The following is a 16,262-nucleotide window of genomic DNA, read 5'->3' on the forward strand; positions in this document are numbered from 1 at the left end:
GAGTTTTTTTCGTAAAAATAAAAAATTTCATAACAGCAAAAAACCTCCGGCTTAAACGGAGGCCTTCAAAAAAAGTGGTCGGGATGACAGGATTTGAACCTGCGACCCCTTCGTCCCGAAGGATGATCTTGAAAACCGACTTCCCGAAAGGGTTTCCAGGATCCTTGTGGACTTTTCAGAAATTTTACGTCGCAAAAAATCACTTTTACGCCCCAGATTTCTAAAAGTTGATCCTGATTCTTTATACCACATCAGCGTTTAGAGAATACTCTACATATACCTGTCGACACAAGCGCGACATAAAATTTCAGGTTTGAGCACTTTGGTAAAGCAGTTGTCTGTTCTTTTTTTCAATCGAGGGGTTAGAGTGTTAGCTGCACTTTTATGATTTGCTCAACTGTCGCAAGGTCTTTTCTGGAGAGCGTTCCAAGTTGGGTCTTTAGACGTTCTTTGGCTGCCGTAGTGAGTTGACTGGCGATGGCTTTGCTTTGAATGCCGTCAATGGTAACCAGGCACTCTGCCGGGTAGAGTTTAGTGATTTTGCTGCTTAAGGGGATTACTTGGACTCGGTTTAGATATCGATTGGATTCGTCATTGCTGATGATGACCGCTGGTCGAGTTTTTTGAATCTCTCCGCCCAGTGAAGGGTCAAAGGCTATCCACCATACTTCGCCCCGTTTAGGATGGTTCACGGACGTCCCCAATCAAGCTGTTAGACCATTCTAGGGCTTCTTTTTCTTGAGCTTCATCTTCCGAGGCCATCCGGTAACCTTCGGCAAGACCGCTGCGCACAACATGTGGCCGCGCTAAATCTTCCAGGAATTGACTGATATTGCCAGGCCCTACAACCGCCTGCAGACCTTCATAGACATCTTCGGTAACCGTGATGGTCAACTTACGTTTCATGAGGGCTACTCCTTTACACGTATGATAACACGTGTGATTGAAATTTCAAGCCATGAGCACAAGCCATCTGCAACATGACCAAGGGACAACCCTTGTGGCCGTTAAGGTAACAACCGAGCGCCGCAATTCGTGGCAGGGGTTATGGCCACCGATGCCAGCGACCCTGGTTTTTTCAAACGCCATCCGAAAGTCAAAGCAATTCAGGGCTTCTCCAAAAAACAAGTCTTTTTTAAAGAGCCCAATAGTTTGTTTATTAAAGTTTAAATAGTGGGCCATCGCCGACTTGAACACCGGGCCTCATCCTTACCAGGCCTGAGATGCACATTTTTAGACGGTTTTCAGCTATTTTTACTTATTTTAGGTCCTTTTTGAGGGGCGATCAAGGACTTAGACGAACTGGCCAAGTCTCAAAAGTATATCAATCCCTGGGTTTTAGCCCCTATCCTGCATTTGGATGAGGGCAAAAGCGGACGTATACGGGTCTATCTGGATCTGGGCTGTTTGAAAGCGTTCTAATCAGTTCTTATCGGGGTTAAACGGTTCTATCCTGCCTGAATTTGGACACAGGAACTTCCCCTTATAGCCTTATTCCACACTATCAGGCTCTTTAAGCCTGATTCTTGAAGCAGGCTTTGTGAAAGACTGTCGCAGAGCGGGTTTTAAAAATCGCTAGATTGCTTGCTATTGAAGTGTTTTGGCGAATGTTACAAAACTTCATCGCTCTAGCCCATGTGCCCCAAGGGATAACAAGATCATAAATATCATTATCTATGGTTTTAAAAACAGGTATTTAATACTGGCACTAGGTCATCCATATCCATTGCTTCGAGCTCGCCGGAAGGCTCAATACGGATGATGACTTTGCCTAGGTTTAGGCGCTTGTTCGCACGCCTGCCAAGGCGTCACTTCACGCTGAAAAGTTTTTGAAAGGAATCCCTTCATCATGACTCTCGTCCCATCCCATCACAAGGTTCGCTGCAAGACCGACCAGCATGGTTGGCCCTCTGGTTGTGAGGTTATTGAAGAACCTCCACTATTGCCCACACTGGTGGAAACTATCGGCAAAATACTTGATCCGGACTTTGAATTGCCGCCAGATACTCGGAAGCGGCTTGAAGAAGGGCCGGTCATGTACGCAGGAGCATCCCAGCTCAATGCGAACCCACAGCCCACCGTTATCCATGGCCGGGTCTATGAACAAGGAAGCCCTTCCCCACCCGTAATCCGTGGCCGCGTTGAAAAAGGCGGCGGGCGCGATGGTGGTGGTGGCGGGGTTGGCGATGTCCTAGGTGGCATTGCGGATATTATTCTGACTGGGATTCAGGTTGCCGCCCCTATCTTTCTAGCGTATCTCCAAGCCAAGAACTCTGGAGGCGGTGGAACAACGGTTGTCTATGAGAATAACGATCTTTCCTCATACCAGAGTCAGCCTCGGCAAATCATAGAAGCACCTCAAGTCCAGCCAAGCCGGGTTCAGTACATGCCCAGCCAAAGCAATCCCAACTTGAGCCGTGATGCCCTAAACCGGATAAAGCGACCTGAATTTCAGGCCGGAACTCCGCTTGGACAGCTCATGGATCAGGGACACCGTGTTGTACAAGGCATTGTTAATGCGGGTGAGCAGTTCAAAAGGCAGTTTGACAACTCTATAAGCCGTCCTGAAAAGCCCTATGATACCTATGAGCCGCCAGCACCCGGCATTTCAATGGCGGAAATCCTGAATCCCACCAACCAGGCTGGCAGGCCCTTTATCCAAGAGGATCAGGCTTGGATACAGCACAATCTCTCAAAAGCCCAAAAACCTCTGACCTGGCAGGACCGATTGATGGCTGAGCAGGCTCAGCGTCAAGCCATCCAGCAGCAGACCCTTGATGCCCAGCGTCAGTTAGCGCAAGCGCAACAAGAATTGGCCCAAGCTCAGCTTAATAAGCTGAGAAGGGAAATCTTCGAGAGGGGCGAAAAAGCTACCGGTCGCAAGTCCCACCTGTCTCCCAAACGTGTCAGTTTCAATGATGAGGGGGATCTGACCGACAAGCTCTGGGATCACTTCTATCAGGGCCAAGGTCAGCCAGTGGAGGTTGACCTTCGGAAGGTAAATCTTACTGAAGATCTTAATATGCCCCGCCTGCTCCGTGGCTTCAATTCGAGTGCAGTCACTCTCATGCGCTTCCCCAACCCAAGCAAAAAAGCCCTCCAAGACCATTTTAAAGCCAAAAACCCGACTATTGGTGCCAATCCAAAGGTTACGCATGTCATTCTCGGCGAGCCCTTTATTGATGTGGCTTTAGACATTACACGGGAAGATGATCCCGAACAGTGGGCTGCATTTGGACGGTTAGCCGTTGATGTAAACGATGTGCACATCCTCGTTGATCACACGAAGAAAATCGTCACGGTTGAAGCGGATTTAGGGCCTTCCAGTGCTACCCGCAAGATCCAGCCGGACCTGATTGAAGATTTTGACTTTAACCCGGATCCCGGTCGAGACATTGTGGGAGAACTTGGCACCCGTGCAGTTCACCATTTTGCACCTCCCGGCAGCACCAGTTATCAGATTCGCCGGGTTCCTGGAACCGTCTCACACTTTAAGCTGGAATATTCCTTTAAAGAATTTTTCGGCTACTAAGCCTCACCCATGCGCCAGGTTTCCCAAGGGGTATTCCGCTCGCCGGAACTCCTTGGGGTGGGTTCCTTTTCAAGATGCTGAAATGGGGATACCTTGTCTGTCCGTATGTTTATCCCTTCCTCACCATTGTCCGAAATCTCGCTTTCCGACAGTACGACGGCTGTGTAGGAGAAATAATGCTCTGGGTGCTTGTAACCAATCCTGTATGATCCGCTGCCAGTCGACGCATCAAAGCTCTTTCTCACAAAGGGTCCCTTGAAATCCTCGACTTTCAGCCCATTTGCACTGGCATATTGGGCTAGGTTTTTCTGTGCGGCAGTCAGTGCGAGCTTGTCTTGCGCTGTGACTGAAGAAGCATAGGTGTCAAAGAGCTCAGACTCATGTTCAAGCCACTGAAACGAGCTGGGAATCTCTTTTTTCACATTGGATTTTAAGACACCACCCTGATCTCCGTCCCAATGGCTGTAAAAGTAATACTCAGGATGCTTGTACCAGACATTGTATTCCTGGGGATCTGTGTTCAACACCGGGGAAAAGAAAGGCCCCTCAAACTCCCAAATTGGGATGTTCTTTTGGCGCGAGAACTCCCATAAATCCTGACGTGCTCTGGTATCCGCAAGCTGCAGGCTGGAAGTAGGCGCATTTTGAGAGTGGGTTGTGCTGAGACCCCACTGAACAAGTATGGCTAGAGCTAAGGCAACAACAAAGCCAAAAAAGAACTGTTTCATCCGATGGGGCTCCCCGCCTGTTTTACTCGCATTATTAAGTATATCGCACTGCCTGAGTACGGTATAAATGTTCGATTTTTGTTTGCTATTGATTGACGGTTGCTTCGGTTTGTCTCGCTGCTTCTTCTGCTTTTTGCCTTAAATCAATCTCATTGAGCAGCTTAAAGAACTCACAGAGGCGGTTCATGGCCTCATTGGCCTCGTAATTACTAATGGTTTAACCTCTTTCGGCATACATGGTCTTCATATTGTCGATAAGCTCTTGTGGAAATTGGGTCATAGATTCTACCTTTCTGCCTGGAGGGCCGGTTAGAGCCCTCCTTGTTAACGAAAGGAGAATATCATCATGACAACAGAGCAACAAACCCGCCTCATCCCGGTCACCAAGTGGCCGGAATACCATGCCTGGCCTCCGTTGGGTGGTCTACGGCACCTCATCTTCTTTGAGAAGACCAATGGCTTTCATCATTGCGTCCGCCGGGTCGGTCGGCGCGTTCTCATAGATGAGCATGCCTTTTTCAAATGGATTGAGGAGAACAACCCTCCTGCCAAGTAGCCTGTAAAGCTAGTGACTGAGACCCGCGATCGGTACCATTCAAAATTAGAGTTTCAGGATGGTTGGCTTTGACCCCAGAAGCGTACCAGTTCAAGTGAGAAACTCGGGAATCAAATAGCCTGGTGCGCCAGGCTATTTGCGGCGGCAAAGGAATGAGGGCTGACATCTCTTAAAGAGCTGTGTGGACGCACCTCATTGTAGTAGTCTTTCCACCACGCTTTTATTTTGGCCTGTGCGTCCTCTAAAGACAAAAACTAATGTTGATTTAAACAGTCCTGTTTAAACCGACTATTAAAGCTCTCAATGAATGCGTTGTCCGCGGGCTTGCCTGGCCTAGAGAAATCTAATTGCACACCTCTGGCGTAGGCTTAGAGGTCTAATTCCTTGGAAATAAACTCCGGCCCATTGTCTACACGGATACATTCAGGCTGACCATATTGTTTCACCGCTAAATTCAGCGTCTCAATAACATTACAGGCGGTGTAGCGAAAACCAACGCCAATTACAGGGCTAATCCGGGTATGATTATCCACAATGGTTAAGCAGCGCAATTTCTGGCCGTTATACAGGTTATCTGCCACAAAGTCCATACTCCAGCATTGTTTTTGTCTGACAGCGGGGATCCGGATTTGTCTTAATTGACGGCTAACTCTGCTCTTGGGCACTTTCTTCCTCATCTGAAGCCCTTCTTTCTTGTAAATTCGGTATACTCGTTTGGGATTGACTGCTAAACCTTCTCGCCGAATGAGAATGGTAACGCGTCGATACCCATACCGGGGCTTTTCAGAGGCAATTTCCTTAATCCGCTTTCTCAAATAAGCCTGCTCAGGCCGTTTGGATTGATAAAGAAAAGTAGCCCGCCTGAACCGCACCAGGCGGCAGGCTCGGCGGATACTGACTTTGTAACAGGTCTTCAACCAGCTAACCAAATCCTTCTTCTGAGCAGGCTTTAAAGCTTTTTTGAGACGATTTCCTGCAACATATGCTTATCCAGACTCAGTTCTGCTACCAATTGCTTCAATCGGAAATTCTCTTCTTTCAGCAGCCTTAATTCCTTGACTTCCATAACGCTCAATGAACCAAATTGCTCTTGCCACCGATAGAACGTGGCAGCCGAAATACCCAGCTTCCTGATAATTACATCTACCTTGGTGCCTTGCTGGTGTTTTTTAAGGGCAAAGACAATCTGTTCTTCTGTGAATTTGGATTTTTTCATCCGAGCTAAACTCCTTATTTTCTGAACGGAATTTTAACCCGAATTTCTCATTATCCTTGGTACGATTTTTGGGAAGCAGACCAACTAGTCGTTGGCACCGCCATCGGGGATTTTCTTTTTCTTCACAACAAAATAAACGCCTCCCCAGCTTGAGGGAGGCTTTCGAATTTCGTTTAATCCAACATGCCCCATAATTCAAGATGATTTGAGTTATAAGCAATATCGGCAGGTGTTTGCCTAGCATTATCTTGTAAGCTCTTACGAGCTCCTGCACGAAGTAACGCTACAGCAGCCTCTTTTGCGTTAGTCATTGCAGCCTTGTGAAGCGGCGTTTGCCCTTGAATGTCTTTTGCATTCACATTTGCATTTTTATGAGCTAGAAGCTTGATAGAGTCTGTTTCATTTTTTGCTGAGGCTAAATGAAGCGCTGTTCGATTGGTACGATCCGTTTGATTAATATCCAACTGTAAATCTTCATCCCAAAGCATTGCAAGAGAAGCATCCAAGTTACCTTCTTGCATATAGGTGTCAAATTTCTGCTTAACAGATGCCCTTGTACCAGGATTGTTATTATTAAAAGCAGATTCCCCATAAATATTGGTATGTTTCTTGTTAGCCCCTTTTTGCAAAAGTAACTGAGCTACCTGATGTTGATTGTTAATAGAAGCCCATGTTAACAAGGAGTCATTATCAGTAGTGCAAATAGAATTAGGGCTAAGCCCTTTATTAAACAAAAACTTGCAAATATCTATATGGCTGTTGCTAGCAGCCTTTAGAAAACAGTTGACACCTTCTCTGCCAACCAAATACTTATTTTTACTAATTAATGCCTTAAGAACATCCACATGCCCTTCTTGTGCGGCTAATGTTGCTGCAGTCTCTTGGTTATTGTTTACCAAGGAGCTATCCGCACCCTTGACAAGTAACATTTGCACGATAGCGGTGTTGCCAGTTTCCGCAGCATTCATTAATGGAGTAACCTTTTCATGGTTCTTAATGTTTGGTTTGGTTTTTGGATGTTGCAACAATCTTCGAACAACAGGAATATGTCCATATTTGGAAGCATGATGGAGTGCAGTGTTACCGTGGCTAAAATTAGCAGCGTTTGGGTTTGTACCTTCAGACAAAAGCCTGTTTACTGAATCTAAATCACCAAGCTTGGCCGCATGGGTAAATGCCCCTGAAAACTGAACAGAGTCTTTTACAGGAGAGACTTGAGAGGGAAAAAGAGCTGTACTCCTGTTGCGCGTTCCTTGCTTATGGAAGGAATATAAATTTTCTGATATTTTCATAACAAAGATATGACCTTATAAAATTATAATGTTGACACCGTAAAAATATATTTGCTTTAACCTCTGCGCTGGCGAGAACGAGCTGCTCTAATTTCATTCTCGAGCTCTTCATCAACACTTCTTTGGCCAAAGTTGAAGTTTTCCAAGTTTCTTCTGTTTTGCTCCATAATGGTGTCAAACGATTCTCGTTTAATGTTCAATACTTGGCGAATTGGTTCTACGCTACGAGAAGCTCGTTCCATAACTTTTCCATTTCTCAAAGCATTAGATTCAATTTCCAGATCATTTATGAAGCTATTCAATGTTGTGACTCGTTGTCGAATAGTCGTTATACATTCTTGCTGGTAAGCATTAAGGTCTTGCAACCCTTCCAGTTGCTTTTTAGCATCACTAATTTGTGATTGGTAGTCAGGGAGCTTTTCATTCCTTAATTTATTAACCTTGTCGGCATTCCCTCGCATTTCATGCTCTTCCATCAAGGTGTTTGCAATCCCTACCAGTCTTTCATTCTCTTCTTTTTTCCGAGCTTGTTCTCTTTCTTTATTCTCGTTGTTAGTAATCTGATCTCTTAAATCAGCGATAAAGCCAAAGAACAACTCTTTCTTTTGCTCAATAAACTGTTTGGCTTGTTTGAGTTTATCTATCTTTTTATCAGTATTTTTGGCTGTTTTATGTACAAACGTTAGCGAGTCATCTTTTTGAATAACAGCTTCATCCAAAAGATTTTTAGCTTTTCTGGATTTGGTAGTTGCAGTATTTCTTTGCTCAGCAAAATCATACTCAAAATTTTCTCCAGCGCCAAAGCGGATTCCCTGCTTTGCAACAAATGCTTGATTTGAACTATTGATATTCATTAACCGATTCCTATCTTACAGTAGTAAATATATAAATTTTGGCTGTAGCGTCATAGCCAACGCGAACCTTGATCCCTGACTTATTAAAGTATTCTTGATTGTTTTCTGACATCAGTTTTTTAATCAGTGGTATTTTTATTTTTTCTTTCAGGATGAGGCTCAGTCCTCTAACACCTGTCTGACCAGCAAAGGATTCATTGAGCAGCTGCCGCTTTGCAGAATCATCAAAATTGATTTCAACATTTCGCTCTTTTAATAAGTTCCGACGAAGCTCAGCAGCATGCTTGGCAATTACTTTTTCCGAATCCTGCTTATCTAAAGGCTTAAAAAAGACTGTTTGCCCAATACGTCCTAAAACCTCTGCCGGAAATACAGCCGCCATTGCCTGATAAGCGGAATCATTCAAGGCTTTTCCACGTTGCCCTTCTGAAAATTTTCGAGTAATTGTTTCAATACCCGCATTGGTGGTTAGCAGTATATCTATGCCTTTTGCGTCCAGTTCTGTCAAATCGGCTTTGGGCATTTTTCCATAATCCATTAGTCCCATAATCATGTGCTGGATATCTGGATGCCCCTTCTCAAATTCATCAAAAATAACAATTGGGGGTCTCTTGTTTTCACGAATAGCCTTTTCTATTTGCTCGGGTATTGAATACCCACTCATAAAGCCTTTGCGTCCAGACTCCGCACCTGTAAAACGACTCACACTTTCTTCGGTCTTGTACGCATTCATGTCGTACCGCAAACAAGGACGCCCCAATGCTTCTGCAAGTTTAAGACCAACAGTTGTTTTGCCCACACCGGAAGGACCATAAAATAACGTTCTAACCCAAGGCTGACTGGGTTTCTCCAAGTGTGTCTCATCTGTTTGGTTACAATAGTGCAGCGAAAACTCGTCAATTAAGGCCCCAATGGCATTGTCTTGAGACACAACTTTGTCTTTCAATGTCTTTGATGCTGCATTTAACAGCTCATAATGCTGCAGTTCAGACAAGTGATCTTTCCTAACTGCTTTTGGCGCTTGGGAAATCTTGGGAGCGTGAACACTTCTTGCCGAATGTACAGCTCTACTGGTATCTAGCTCTTCATCTGAACAAGCATTTTTTCCTTTGACGTAGACAGGGTAAGAGCTTAAATAGATTGAGTTTTGCCTTCCCATAGGCTGAGGGGTTAGAATTTTTGCACGAAGCTGGGGTGATAGCTGACTAAGTATGTCTTTATCATCTGAAATCTGATTTATAACCCAGTTATGAAGAGATTGAGAGTGATATGTCCCATCCTCTTTATTATCAACATAATCTAGGAATGTTTCATTTAATTCCTTTAGTGAAACCCTGTTAAACTCGTCTAATGTGTTTCCTTTCGACTGATCCATCAGTAGTGGAATCAAATTGTCAGCGATTTCCTGGAGATCACCTTGTTCGAATCTTCCTTCTGACAAAATAGCTTGTCTAAAAAAACTATTCTTTAGTTGATCATTTAAAAAATATGCTTGCCACTTAGGAATTGGTAAAGTTTGATTGCCAAGCGACGTATATTTGTTAAAAAATTTTTTGATTTCTTCATGAATCACTTCTTCACTAACCAGTGAATTGGGAGATTCAACATTTTTCTGATTGTGGCGACGAGGTGAAAGCGGAGGAAATAAAGGGAAATTAGAGTTTTTTAAAGGTGAGTTCATATTTTTATCTTTTTCATGTTAAGTTAAAACTAATTAAACACATAATATTTTAAACTTCAAACGGCTCCAAACGACAATCGTTTGTAAATTTCTGGTAACATAAGCACTTCAACTGTCACTGCTTTTGTAGTCGTGGGTTTATTATTGCTATCTGCCAGCCCGTCAAGACACCATTGACATCTATTGCAGCTCACACTAGTTAGCATCATAGGAAAACGAATGATAAGCGGCTATCCTTCTCCAATTAGCTTCCCCCCACCGGTCCCAAGCATTTATGCGGGTGCTAAGACTGCTCCTGCCGTTTTTAATCCCTATCCCCCCTCATCTCAACAAACATTAGCGCCATTCTCAAAGTATACTACTCTGAAAAGCCGTATTCAGAGTTACCCCGTTATCAGCCTATTGCTTGCCCTGATTGGTGGGCTAGGTACCGGTTATTTAAGTCACCGTTATAGTTTGCTGACTAAATTAGCAAGTGTATTCAAGCCAGCCAGTAAGCCCATTGATAATATTGAATCCATTGAAGATATGGAAGAGCTTTTCAGATTGCGCTATCCGGATCGAGGCTTATATAATTCCACTATCACTCAGAATTACCGCAACATGCCTGAAATCTGCTACTTAGAACCTATAAAAAGGATTTTAGCAATTGACGATGCAAAGTATAAGGATTTGAAGGAGCATGGAATCCAATATTTTGATGAATTGTATCGCACTCCCCCTAATGAAATTTTTCGCCGCCACACAGCATTAAAAAAAGAATAATGAGAAATATGATTCCATTGCCCGGTTATGCCGTTGGACTGTAGAACGTTGCTTTGCCTGGCTGGGTAAGTTCAGAAAACTAGAGATAACAGGCGTCCGAAATTTAGGGCCAATGGAGTGTAGAGATTTTCCATTAAAATTGAAAGCAGGAGAATCTCGAAATGAAGAGGAGCACCCCAAAGGGCATCCATATCCGTAAGCCTTAACAGGCAACGGCTCTGGACAGTTTACCGAAGAGCAGATCGTCAAAGCTTTGCAGGCTGTGGAAACCGGTGGCAAGAAGGCTGTGGACCAGCAGCGTGAGCTGGGCGTTAGCAATGCAACCTAGTACATCTGGAAGCGGAAATATGGCGGCTTGAACGTGAGCGAAGTCAGGAGGTTGCGGGAAATGGAGCAGGAAAACACACAATTGAAGCGGATCGTAGCGAATCTCATGCTGGAAAATGAAGCCATTAAGGAGGTTCTAAAAAAGCTTTAAGGCCCAGTGAGCGTCGCGAGGTGGTGGGAATGCTCCAGCAGCAAGGACTCTCCCACCGCCAAGCCTGTCATTTGGCAGGCATTTCCCGCAGTGTGGACAAATACGTGGCCAGGAATCCTAACGAGGCCTTGGTAGCCCGTATGAGAGAGCTGGCTTTTGAGCATATTTGGAAATGGCAGAATAAAAACGTACCATTTTTGAGCAAAATGGCGGCGTAAAAGTGTACCATTTCGCCAATGGTTCTGGTTGACTGGAAATGTCAATTGAGCGGGATTGGAAGATGGTCGAGCGGTGAAGGATGCGTATATGAAGGAGTTGGTACGCAAGGCGTATTATCGCGAGCAGAAAAGCGAGCGAGAGATAGCGCGTGAACTGGGTATACACCGGGATACAGTGAGTCGACTGCTGAAGTTGGAACCAAGCGAAATCCCGAAGTTACAGAGGAAAGACTGGCATTCCCCAGTTGTAGGTCCTTATATAGCGGTGATTCAAGCCTGGCTGGAGATGGATATCCTGGCTCCCCGCAAGCAACAGCACACGGCTAAGCGCATTTACGACCGGTTAGTCGAAGAATATCAGTTCCAGGGCTCCTACCGTCGAATTCGAGAAGTGGTAGCGGAACTTCGCCAAAAACACTTCCGGCTGCTTTTTCTTCAGTTGGGCTACTAACCCCCGAATCCCCCGTTCGCTGCCAGTATAGCCAAGTTCTGTTTTCAAGCGTTCGTATATACGTCGGGCAGTATGACGCTGCTTGCGAGGAGCTTGCTCATCTGCGGCCAGTATCTCGGCAATCCAGTGCTCGTATTGGCCTAAAGTGGGCTTGGGTTTTGCTTGCTTTAATTGATATTGCCGCTTTTCCCCAGCCTGCGTCTTTAATAGTCGACTAACTGTGTTTCTCGAAAAACCCAGCTCCCGCGCAATCTCACGCTCGCTTTTACCGTCGACCCAATATGCCTTGCGCACTGCTTCCTGTTCGTACACGCTCTTCACCCTTGTTCTACCCTCTCTTGGCCTGTTCTGCTATACACAAAACCTAACCCAAAGAGGTGGCTCAAAATATGTTTGCCATTCTTCTCAAAAATGGCTCAATTTTAGATTACCGTTTACAACTTTCAGGATGTTTGTGCTGACCATGGTTTGATTTTTGTTAAAAACAGCGCATAATATGCACTAAAAGGAGCATTTTATGAATATCACATTGACCGAAGAACTGGAAAAGTTTGTCCGTTCTCAAGTGGACACAGGGCTTTATAGCTCACCTAGTGAAGTGATTAGAGAGGCTCTAAGGCTTTTATATCGTCAGTATGTGGATTATGAGGTTGGCCTTGGCCTGAAACAGCGTGAGCAAGGGCAAGTTGTTTCCGGAGAAGAGTCATATCGGAAGATGCAACAGCTAATGTCTCAGTACGAGCCTAAGACGAATGCTTCATAAATACAGCCTTTCCAGGTTGGCTGAGTCGGATATTATCTCTATTTACCGATATATTGCCGAAGAGGACTTGAGTCCAGCCGAGGCTGGTCTATGAGCGAATTGTCGATACGCTTGAGATGCTGAGCCAGTTTCCAGAAATAGCTCAGTACCGGCCGGACATTACCTCGCATCCCGTCAAAGTCTTTCCGATTCCTAAAACCCGTTATTTGGTGTTTTATGATCCTCAATCGACTCCCCTCTTTATTGTCCGGGTCTTAAGTTCCAGCATGAATTGACCTCTCTGCTAAAAGGGGCGGATCAGTTTTCGGCTAGCGAGTAGTCCACTTAGTCCCACATCCTGGCCGCAATAGCCCGCTGTTCCTCTCCTAATGCGTTAGCGTAAATGGCGGTCACTTCTAAACTAGCGTGACCCATCCACTTGCTGACCATATTGAGCGGGATGCCGGTGGTAATCGCGATAACCCCAAAGCCGTGGCGGAGTCCCTTGGGGCATTTATGGGGGCCGTCGGGAATGTGCGCCTGGTTCATAACTTCCAGAATATGCCGCTAGGCGGTGGTTCTGGAAAAGTCCCAGAGGGGCAGCCCCAGCCGGTTCTTTTTCCGTTTGGCCGATTCTTGCAAGCCGTGGGCCGTATTCAGGGTATCCAGCATTGAGTCCGGCACTGGAACCGCCCGGTAAACCCCGGCTTTCCGCTTCTTGAGCGTTTCAAAGACAATGGCCTTCTGTCCAAAGTCGATACTTCTCCCTGTGAGGGCCAGGGCTTCCGAAATGCGGCAGCCGCTATAGGCCATGACCATACAAAAGGTTCTGATTAGTCGGTCGGTTTGAGCGGCGGCCTTCAGAAAGGCGGTTCGTTCGCTTTGGGTGATATAGAGGCGCTGGCCGTTGGCATCAAAAAGGGAGGCGGTCATTGAAATAAATCGGCATGACTGCCGGTACGCACTAATTCTACAAACTCTTCAGTCACGACATAGATTAGCAGCCAATCTGGCTCAATATGGCAATCCCAACACGGTCGCCACTCTCCAACCAAGGGGTGAGCGACATGTTTGGCATCCAATGGGGTATCGGTGGCCAAGGCTTCCACAATGGTAGCCAGCTTGTTTAAGTCTTTCCCGCGTTTCTTGGCCCGTTTCAAGTCTCGGCGAAATTGGCTACTTTGTTTGATCTGTCTCATTATTCAAGGGACTGCTTAAACTCGGCGAGGCTACTAATGGTCACGTCCCGGTTTTTTTCCAGATCGTTCAAGGCGCTGAGTGTTTCTGCATTAGGCAGCTTCACCTCAAAAGGCAGGCCATTATGTAATTCCACCTGATGAAAAAACAGGTTAATGGCATCACTGGTGTTCATTCCCAGGCGGGCTAGGATGGTTTCCACCCGTTCCTTAAGATCAACGGTGGTTCTGGCTCGGATAAAAGCGTCTTTGGGCATGGCTTTCTACCTCCTGCTCCTATTGTAGCCCATTTGGGATACAATCGCTAGAGGATGCGATTTGAAACGATACTTATAAAATATTGTTTCAAAAAGCGCGCTTAGGCTCAAGCCCTAAAAAGCCAAAGAACTCTGATTTTTCAGGACTCTGGGTATCTTGGCAACTTGGTCAAAGCACAGAAACTGAAACAGAATTACCTATTCTGTTTCAAATGAATAAGTGGTTTAACCCTTGTGGTTTAGAAGGAGCTGCTCAAAGAAGCCACCAAAGCGCCTTTCTTTGTCCACAAGATGAATTTCCAGAATCCAATGCCTTGGGTTGCCGAATTGGTCTGGATTACTCATTAGTGTGTGGTTCTCAGGATGAATGTAGTGAAGCGCATCATCCCCTAGAATTTTCTCATGGGGGAATTGACCAACCAGGTGCCCCGCATAAGGGCCGCCATAGACCCAGCCATGCTCAGAGGATAACTGACAAGCATACTGGTAAAGCTGACTGCCGGTTACTTGCCCACAATGCTCAATGAAAAACCGCTGGGCTCGCTTAAAGATGATTTCCAAGTCGTTGTTTAGCTTATGCTTAAGTGGGTCATCACCAAGTACATAAGTTCTGCCATAGTCTGCTTCCCAGTCATCAAAAACAGGGCCAAAATCCAGGAAAACAATATCGTCTTCTTGAACAGTCAGGTTTTCAGGGTTATGTCGGTAAGGTAGTAGCGTATTCTCACCTGCTCGAACAATCCGTTTATGCCAGTATTTACGGATGCCGAAGAGTTTAAAGGCTAGTTCATAGACCTTATCGCTGATCTCCCGTTCTGTTAGGCCTGGACAAATAAGCCCTTGCGACTCTACAGCATGAAATAATGCCTCGGCCTTAGTTTCTGCCTGAATAAGAGCCTTTAAAGTATCGGTATTAGTTGGTGGCACAGGGTGGAAATCGCATATCGTTCTGTTAGTCTCTCTAATCCTAGTTCAAAAACGTTAAAGAGTAAAAATGCCCTATCAGGCTTGGGTCTGATAGGGCATTAAGGCTTTATTTGGAGACAGAATTACTTATTCTGTTCAAGAAGCTGCGCTTTCGTATGCAAAAGAGGGTGGCTTTTGTCAGGGTCATTCGGCATTTCTTGAAGAGTGGTCTTTAAAAAGGCCCCTTATAAGGGCTCAAATGTTGTAGCCCTTATCGGAGTCCTACAAAGGCTCGACACTTGGGCACTGCCTTCTTCAAAGAGAAGACAACTCTTTATTGTTAGGGATTGTATAGGCAGAACTTTAAGTGGCAATGCGAGATCCTTGGCTTGCCTGGAAGAAGTTATCCATAATACTGGGATTGAAGGGCACCCTGTTTTGTTGGGCCGCTTGGGAAAATTTGCTCAGCATTGTTTTTACATAGAACTCATACGGTAACTTTTTGAAGGCAGAGCATGGCACAGCCAAGCTGCCAGAAGGCTTCCCAGTTCTGCCAGTGATACTCGTAGCGGATTTCAAGCTTTCTAAATTTGCCCAGCCAGGCAAAGCAACGTTCAATGGTCCAGCGGCTTTTGTAAAGGTGGGGTCTTGGCGTTCTTCGGGCCGTATTGTTTCCAAACTGCCTGCGTGGAATCAAGGGACGCAATCCTTTGTGTCGCAAGCGTCTTCTTAGCCTTTTGCAATCATACCCCTTGTCCGCTGCCAGATAGGCATCTTTTGGAATTTGGTCTACAATATCTCCGAAGGCATAACGGTCATTTCGACCCGCTGAATCCAGATGTAACGCTTCAGGCAGTCCGTTCTCGTCTACGACGAGGCTTATCTTGCTGCCTTTTATTTTCCCGGCCCGTGAAATTCTGTCGCCCTTTTTTTGCCGACTTAATCGTGGCATCCAGATAATATAAACGCTTGTCGGTTAAGGGCTTTAGCGATTTCATTCGTTCAAACAACGCTTCATAAAAACCTTCTTTAAGCCAAACCCTGAAGCGATCATAAACAGTCATCTTTGGCGGAAAGCCCGGTGGCATCTCTTCCCAGCGGATGTTAGTGGACAAAACAAACAATATAGCGTCTAAAATCTCGCGGTTACGACTCCGGGGGCGGCCAGTTCTTTGTTTTGGAATGACTGGCTCAATCAGTTCCCATTGCTCGTCACTCAAGGGTCTCCAAGGCATACGCTATCCTCTTCCAAACCCTGAAATTCTAACCCAAAGTTACCGTATTGGCTCAAACAAGATAAACAATGGGTAGAATGAAAAGAATCAAAATTTCTAACCTTAATTTGATATTTTTAATCGTAGCCAACCATTGTTCCAAAATCAATGGTTAA

The 16,262-nt window shown here is 45.4% G+C and carries 20 protein-coding genes and 2 pseudogenes; 8 read left to right on the forward strand and 14 right to left on the reverse strand.

Annotated features, from left to right (window positions below; translation table 11 throughout):
• Window positions 1–362: 362 nt before the first annotated feature.
• Both ACEW81_RS03265 and ACEW81_RS03270 read right to left on the reverse strand, forming a co-directional pair.
• A complete protein-coding gene (locus ACEW81_RS03265; protein WP_373531536.1) occupies window positions 363–692 on the reverse strand; it encodes a type II toxin-antitoxin system PemK/MazF family toxin in 330 nt (109 codons plus the stop codon).
• Complete coding sequence (locus tag ACEW81_RS03270) at window positions 679–906, reverse strand: addiction module antitoxin (protein ID WP_373531537.1); 228 nt, start codon at window positions 904–906, stop codon at window positions 679–681. Before ACEW81_RS03270 ends, ACEW81_RS03265 begins: the two co-directional genes overlap by 14 nt.
• Before the next feature lie 141 nt (window positions 907–1,047).
• Between ACEW81_RS03270 and ACEW81_RS03275 the strand changes: the two genes are divergently transcribed.
• Both ACEW81_RS03275 and ACEW81_RS03280 read left to right on the forward strand, forming a co-directional pair.
• Window positions 1,048–1,170 carry a hypothetical protein gene (locus ACEW81_RS03275; RefSeq protein WP_373531538.1) on the forward strand — a complete coding sequence of 41 codons (123 nt, stop codon included), beginning with the start codon at window positions 1,048–1,050 and terminating at the stop codon, window positions 1,168–1,170.
• Between the two features lie 679 nt (window positions 1,171–1,849).
• Window positions 1,850–3,532, forward strand: coding sequence for a hypothetical protein (locus tag ACEW81_RS03280; RefSeq protein ID WP_373531539.1), 1,683 nt, complete (start codon window positions 1,850–1,852; stop codon window positions 3,530–3,532).
• On the opposite strand, the gene ACEW81_RS03285 is transcribed toward ACEW81_RS03280, so the two are convergent.
• Complete coding sequence (locus tag ACEW81_RS03285; protein WP_373531540.1) at window positions 3,529–4,260, reverse strand: hypothetical protein; 732 nt, start codon at window positions 4,258–4,260, stop codon at window positions 3,529–3,531. The genes ACEW81_RS03280 and ACEW81_RS03285 overlap by 4 nt on opposite strands.
• A gap of 346 nt (window positions 4,261–4,606) precedes the next feature.
• On the opposite strand from ACEW81_RS03285, the gene ACEW81_RS03290 reads away from it, so the two are divergent.
• Entirely contained in the window at window positions 4,607–4,816 is a 210-nt protein-coding gene (locus ACEW81_RS03290) for a hypothetical protein (protein ID WP_373531541.1), read from the forward strand.
• Between the two features lie 110 nt (window positions 4,817–4,926).
• On the opposite strand, the pseudogene ACEW81_RS03295 reads toward ACEW81_RS03290, so the two are convergent.
• From ACEW81_RS03295 to ACEW81_RS03310, 4 genes and pseudogenes are all read right to left on the reverse strand, one after another.
• Window positions 4,927–6,032, reverse strand: a pseudogene (locus tag ACEW81_RS03295) (IS3 family transposase).
• Window positions 6,033–6,205: 173 nt separating this feature from the next.
• Window positions 6,206–7,324 carry an ankyrin repeat domain-containing protein gene (locus ACEW81_RS03300; protein WP_373531542.1) on the reverse strand — a complete coding sequence of 373 codons (1,119 nt, stop codon included), beginning with the start codon at window positions 7,322–7,324 and terminating at the stop codon, window positions 6,206–6,208.
• Window positions 7,325–7,380: 56 nt separating this feature from the next.
• On the reverse strand, window positions 7,381–8,178 hold the full coding sequence (locus ACEW81_RS03305) for a hypothetical protein (RefSeq protein WP_373531543.1): 798 nt from the start codon (window positions 8,176–8,178) through the stop codon (window positions 7,381–7,383).
• A gap of 10 nt (window positions 8,179–8,188) precedes the next feature.
• Entirely contained in the window at window positions 8,189–9,859 is a 1,671-nt protein-coding gene (locus ACEW81_RS03310) for an AAA family ATPase (RefSeq protein ID WP_373531544.1), read from the reverse strand.
• 219 nt (window positions 9,860–10,078) lie between these two features.
• On the opposite strand from ACEW81_RS03310, the gene ACEW81_RS03315 reads away from it, so the two are divergent.
• The 3 genes from ACEW81_RS03315 to ACEW81_RS03325 all read left to right on the forward strand — a co-directional run bounded on the left by ACEW81_RS03315 (window position 10,079) and on the right by ACEW81_RS03325 (window position 11,320).
• Complete coding sequence (locus tag ACEW81_RS03315; RefSeq protein WP_373531545.1) at window positions 10,079–10,624, forward strand: hypothetical protein; 546 nt, start codon at window positions 10,079–10,081, stop codon at window positions 10,622–10,624.
• A 331-nt stretch (window positions 10,625–10,955) separates the two neighbouring features.
• Entirely contained in the window at window positions 10,956–11,102 is a 147-nt protein-coding gene (locus ACEW81_RS03320) for a transposase (protein WP_373531556.1), read from the forward strand.
• 29 nt (window positions 11,103–11,131) lie between these two features.
• Window positions 11,132–11,320: a hypothetical protein gene (locus tag ACEW81_RS03325; RefSeq protein WP_373531546.1), complete on the forward strand. Its 189-nt coding sequence runs from the start codon at window positions 11,132–11,134 to the stop codon at window positions 11,318–11,320.
• Between the two features lie 343 nt (window positions 11,321–11,663).
• On the opposite strand, the gene ACEW81_RS03330 is transcribed toward ACEW81_RS03325, so the two are convergent.
• Complete coding sequence (locus tag ACEW81_RS03330) at window positions 11,664–12,083, reverse strand: helix-turn-helix domain-containing protein (protein WP_373531547.1); 420 nt, start codon at window positions 12,081–12,083, stop codon at window positions 11,664–11,666.
• A 205-nt stretch (window positions 12,084–12,288) separates the two neighbouring features.
• Here ACEW81_RS03330 and ACEW81_RS03335 point away from each other — a divergent pair, with 205 nt between their 5' ends.
• The gene (locus tag ACEW81_RS03335) at window positions 12,289–12,534 is read left to right on the forward strand and encodes a type II toxin-antitoxin system ParD family antitoxin (protein WP_373531548.1); all 246 of its coding nucleotides are present in this window, start codon (window positions 12,289–12,291) and stop codon (window positions 12,532–12,534) included.
• Between the two features lie 98 nt (window positions 12,535–12,632).
• The gene (locus ACEW81_RS03340) at window positions 12,633–12,809 is read left to right on the forward strand and encodes a type II toxin-antitoxin system RelE/ParE family toxin (RefSeq protein ID WP_373531557.1); all 177 of its coding nucleotides are present in this window, start codon (window positions 12,633–12,635) and stop codon (window positions 12,807–12,809) included.
• A 49-nt stretch (window positions 12,810–12,858) separates the two neighbouring features.
• Here the strand turns inward: ACEW81_RS03340 and ACEW81_RS03345 are convergent.
• From ACEW81_RS03345 to ACEW81_RS03370, 6 genes and pseudogenes are all read right to left on the reverse strand, one after another.
• Window positions 12,859–13,446, reverse strand: a pseudogene (locus ACEW81_RS03345) (tyrosine-type recombinase/integrase).
• Window positions 13,443–13,712 (reverse strand): type II toxin-antitoxin system YafQ family toxin, encoded by a 270-nt coding sequence (locus ACEW81_RS03350; RefSeq protein WP_373531549.1) that lies wholly within the window; start codon window positions 13,710–13,712, stop codon window positions 13,443–13,445. The pseudogene ACEW81_RS03345 and the gene ACEW81_RS03350 overlap by 4 nt, the downstream one beginning before the upstream one ends.
• Window positions 13,712–13,966 (reverse strand): type II toxin-antitoxin system RelB/DinJ family antitoxin, encoded by a 255-nt coding sequence (locus ACEW81_RS03355; RefSeq protein WP_373531550.1) that lies wholly within the window; start codon window positions 13,964–13,966, stop codon window positions 13,712–13,714. Before ACEW81_RS03355 ends, ACEW81_RS03350 begins: the two co-directional genes overlap by 1 nt.
• A 225-nt stretch (window positions 13,967–14,191) precedes the next feature.
• Window positions 14,192–14,893, reverse strand: coding sequence for a M24 family metallopeptidase (locus ACEW81_RS03360; RefSeq protein ID WP_373531551.1), 702 nt, complete (start codon window positions 14,891–14,893; stop codon window positions 14,192–14,194).
• 466 nt (window positions 14,894–15,359) lie between these two features.
• Window positions 15,360–15,824 carry an IS5 family transposase gene (locus ACEW81_RS03365; RefSeq protein ID WP_373531552.1) on the reverse strand — a complete coding sequence of 155 codons (465 nt, stop codon included), beginning with the start codon at window positions 15,822–15,824 and terminating at the stop codon, window positions 15,360–15,362.
• Window positions 15,721–16,107, reverse strand: coding sequence for a transposase (locus ACEW81_RS03370; RefSeq protein WP_373531553.1), 387 nt, complete (start codon window positions 16,105–16,107; stop codon window positions 15,721–15,723). The genes ACEW81_RS03365 and ACEW81_RS03370 overlap by 104 nt, the downstream gene beginning before the upstream one ends.
• Window positions 16,108–16,262: the final 155 nt, after the last annotated feature.

It is taken from the genome of Vampirovibrio sp. (genome assembly GCF_041737375.1).
Taxonomy (GTDB): domain Bacteria; phylum Cyanobacteriota; class Vampirovibrionia; order Vampirovibrionales; family Vampirovibrionaceae; genus Vampirovibrio.

What these genes read in the sequence shown, in the direction of transcription:
- ACEW81_RS03350 (WP_373531549.1), bottom strand. Translation starts at nt 13,712, where the DNA reads ATGAGACAGATCAAACAAAGTAGCCAATTTCGCCGAGACTTGAAACGG.
- ACEW81_RS03355 (WP_373531550.1), bottom strand. Translation starts at nt 13,966, where the DNA reads ATGCCCAAAGACGCTTTTATCCGAGCCAGAACCACCGTTGATCTTAAG.
- ACEW81_RS03280 (WP_373531539.1), top strand. Translation starts at nt 1,850, where the DNA reads ATGACTCTCGTCCCATCCCATCACAAGGTTCGCTGCAAGACCGACCAG.
- ACEW81_RS03270 (WP_373531537.1), bottom strand. Translation starts at nt 906, where the DNA reads ATGAAACGTAAGTTGACCATCACGGTTACCGAAGATGTCTATGAAGGT.
- ACEW81_RS03365 (WP_373531552.1), bottom strand. Translation starts at nt 15,824, where the DNA reads ATGCCACGATTAAGTCGGCAAAAAAAGGGCGACAGAATTTCACGGGCC.
- ACEW81_RS03325 (WP_373531546.1), top strand. Translation starts at nt 11,132, where the DNA reads ATGCTCCAGCAGCAAGGACTCTCCCACCGCCAAGCCTGTCATTTGGCA.
- ACEW81_RS03285 (WP_373531540.1), bottom strand. Translation starts at nt 4,260, where the DNA reads ATGAAACAGTTCTTTTTTGGCTTTGTTGTTGCCTTAGCTCTAGCCATA.
- ACEW81_RS03315 (WP_373531545.1), top strand. Translation starts at nt 10,079, where the DNA reads ATGATAAGCGGCTATCCTTCTCCAATTAGCTTCCCCCCACCGGTCCCA.
- ACEW81_RS03290 (WP_373531541.1), top strand. Translation starts at nt 4,607, where the DNA reads ATGACAACAGAGCAACAAACCCGCCTCATCCCGGTCACCAAGTGGCCG.
- ACEW81_RS03275 (WP_373531538.1), top strand. Translation starts at nt 1,048, where the DNA reads ATGGCCACCGATGCCAGCGACCCTGGTTTTTTCAAACGCCATCCGAAA.
- ACEW81_RS03310 (WP_373531544.1), bottom strand. Translation starts at nt 9,859, where the DNA reads ATGAACTCACCTTTAAAAAACTCTAATTTCCCTTTATTTCCTCCGCTT.
- ACEW81_RS03335 (WP_373531548.1), top strand. Translation starts at nt 12,289, where the DNA reads ATGAATATCACATTGACCGAAGAACTGGAAAAGTTTGTCCGTTCTCAA.
- ACEW81_RS03305 (WP_373531543.1), bottom strand. Translation starts at nt 8,178, where the DNA reads ATGAATATCAATAGTTCAAATCAAGCATTTGTTGCAAAGCAGGGAATC.
- ACEW81_RS03370 (WP_373531553.1), bottom strand. Translation starts at nt 16,107, where the DNA reads ATGCCTTGGAGACCCTTGAGTGACGAGCAATGGGAACTGATTGAGCCA.
- ACEW81_RS03300 (WP_373531542.1), bottom strand. Translation starts at nt 7,324, where the DNA reads ATGAAAATATCAGAAAATTTATATTCCTTCCATAAGCAAGGAACGCGC.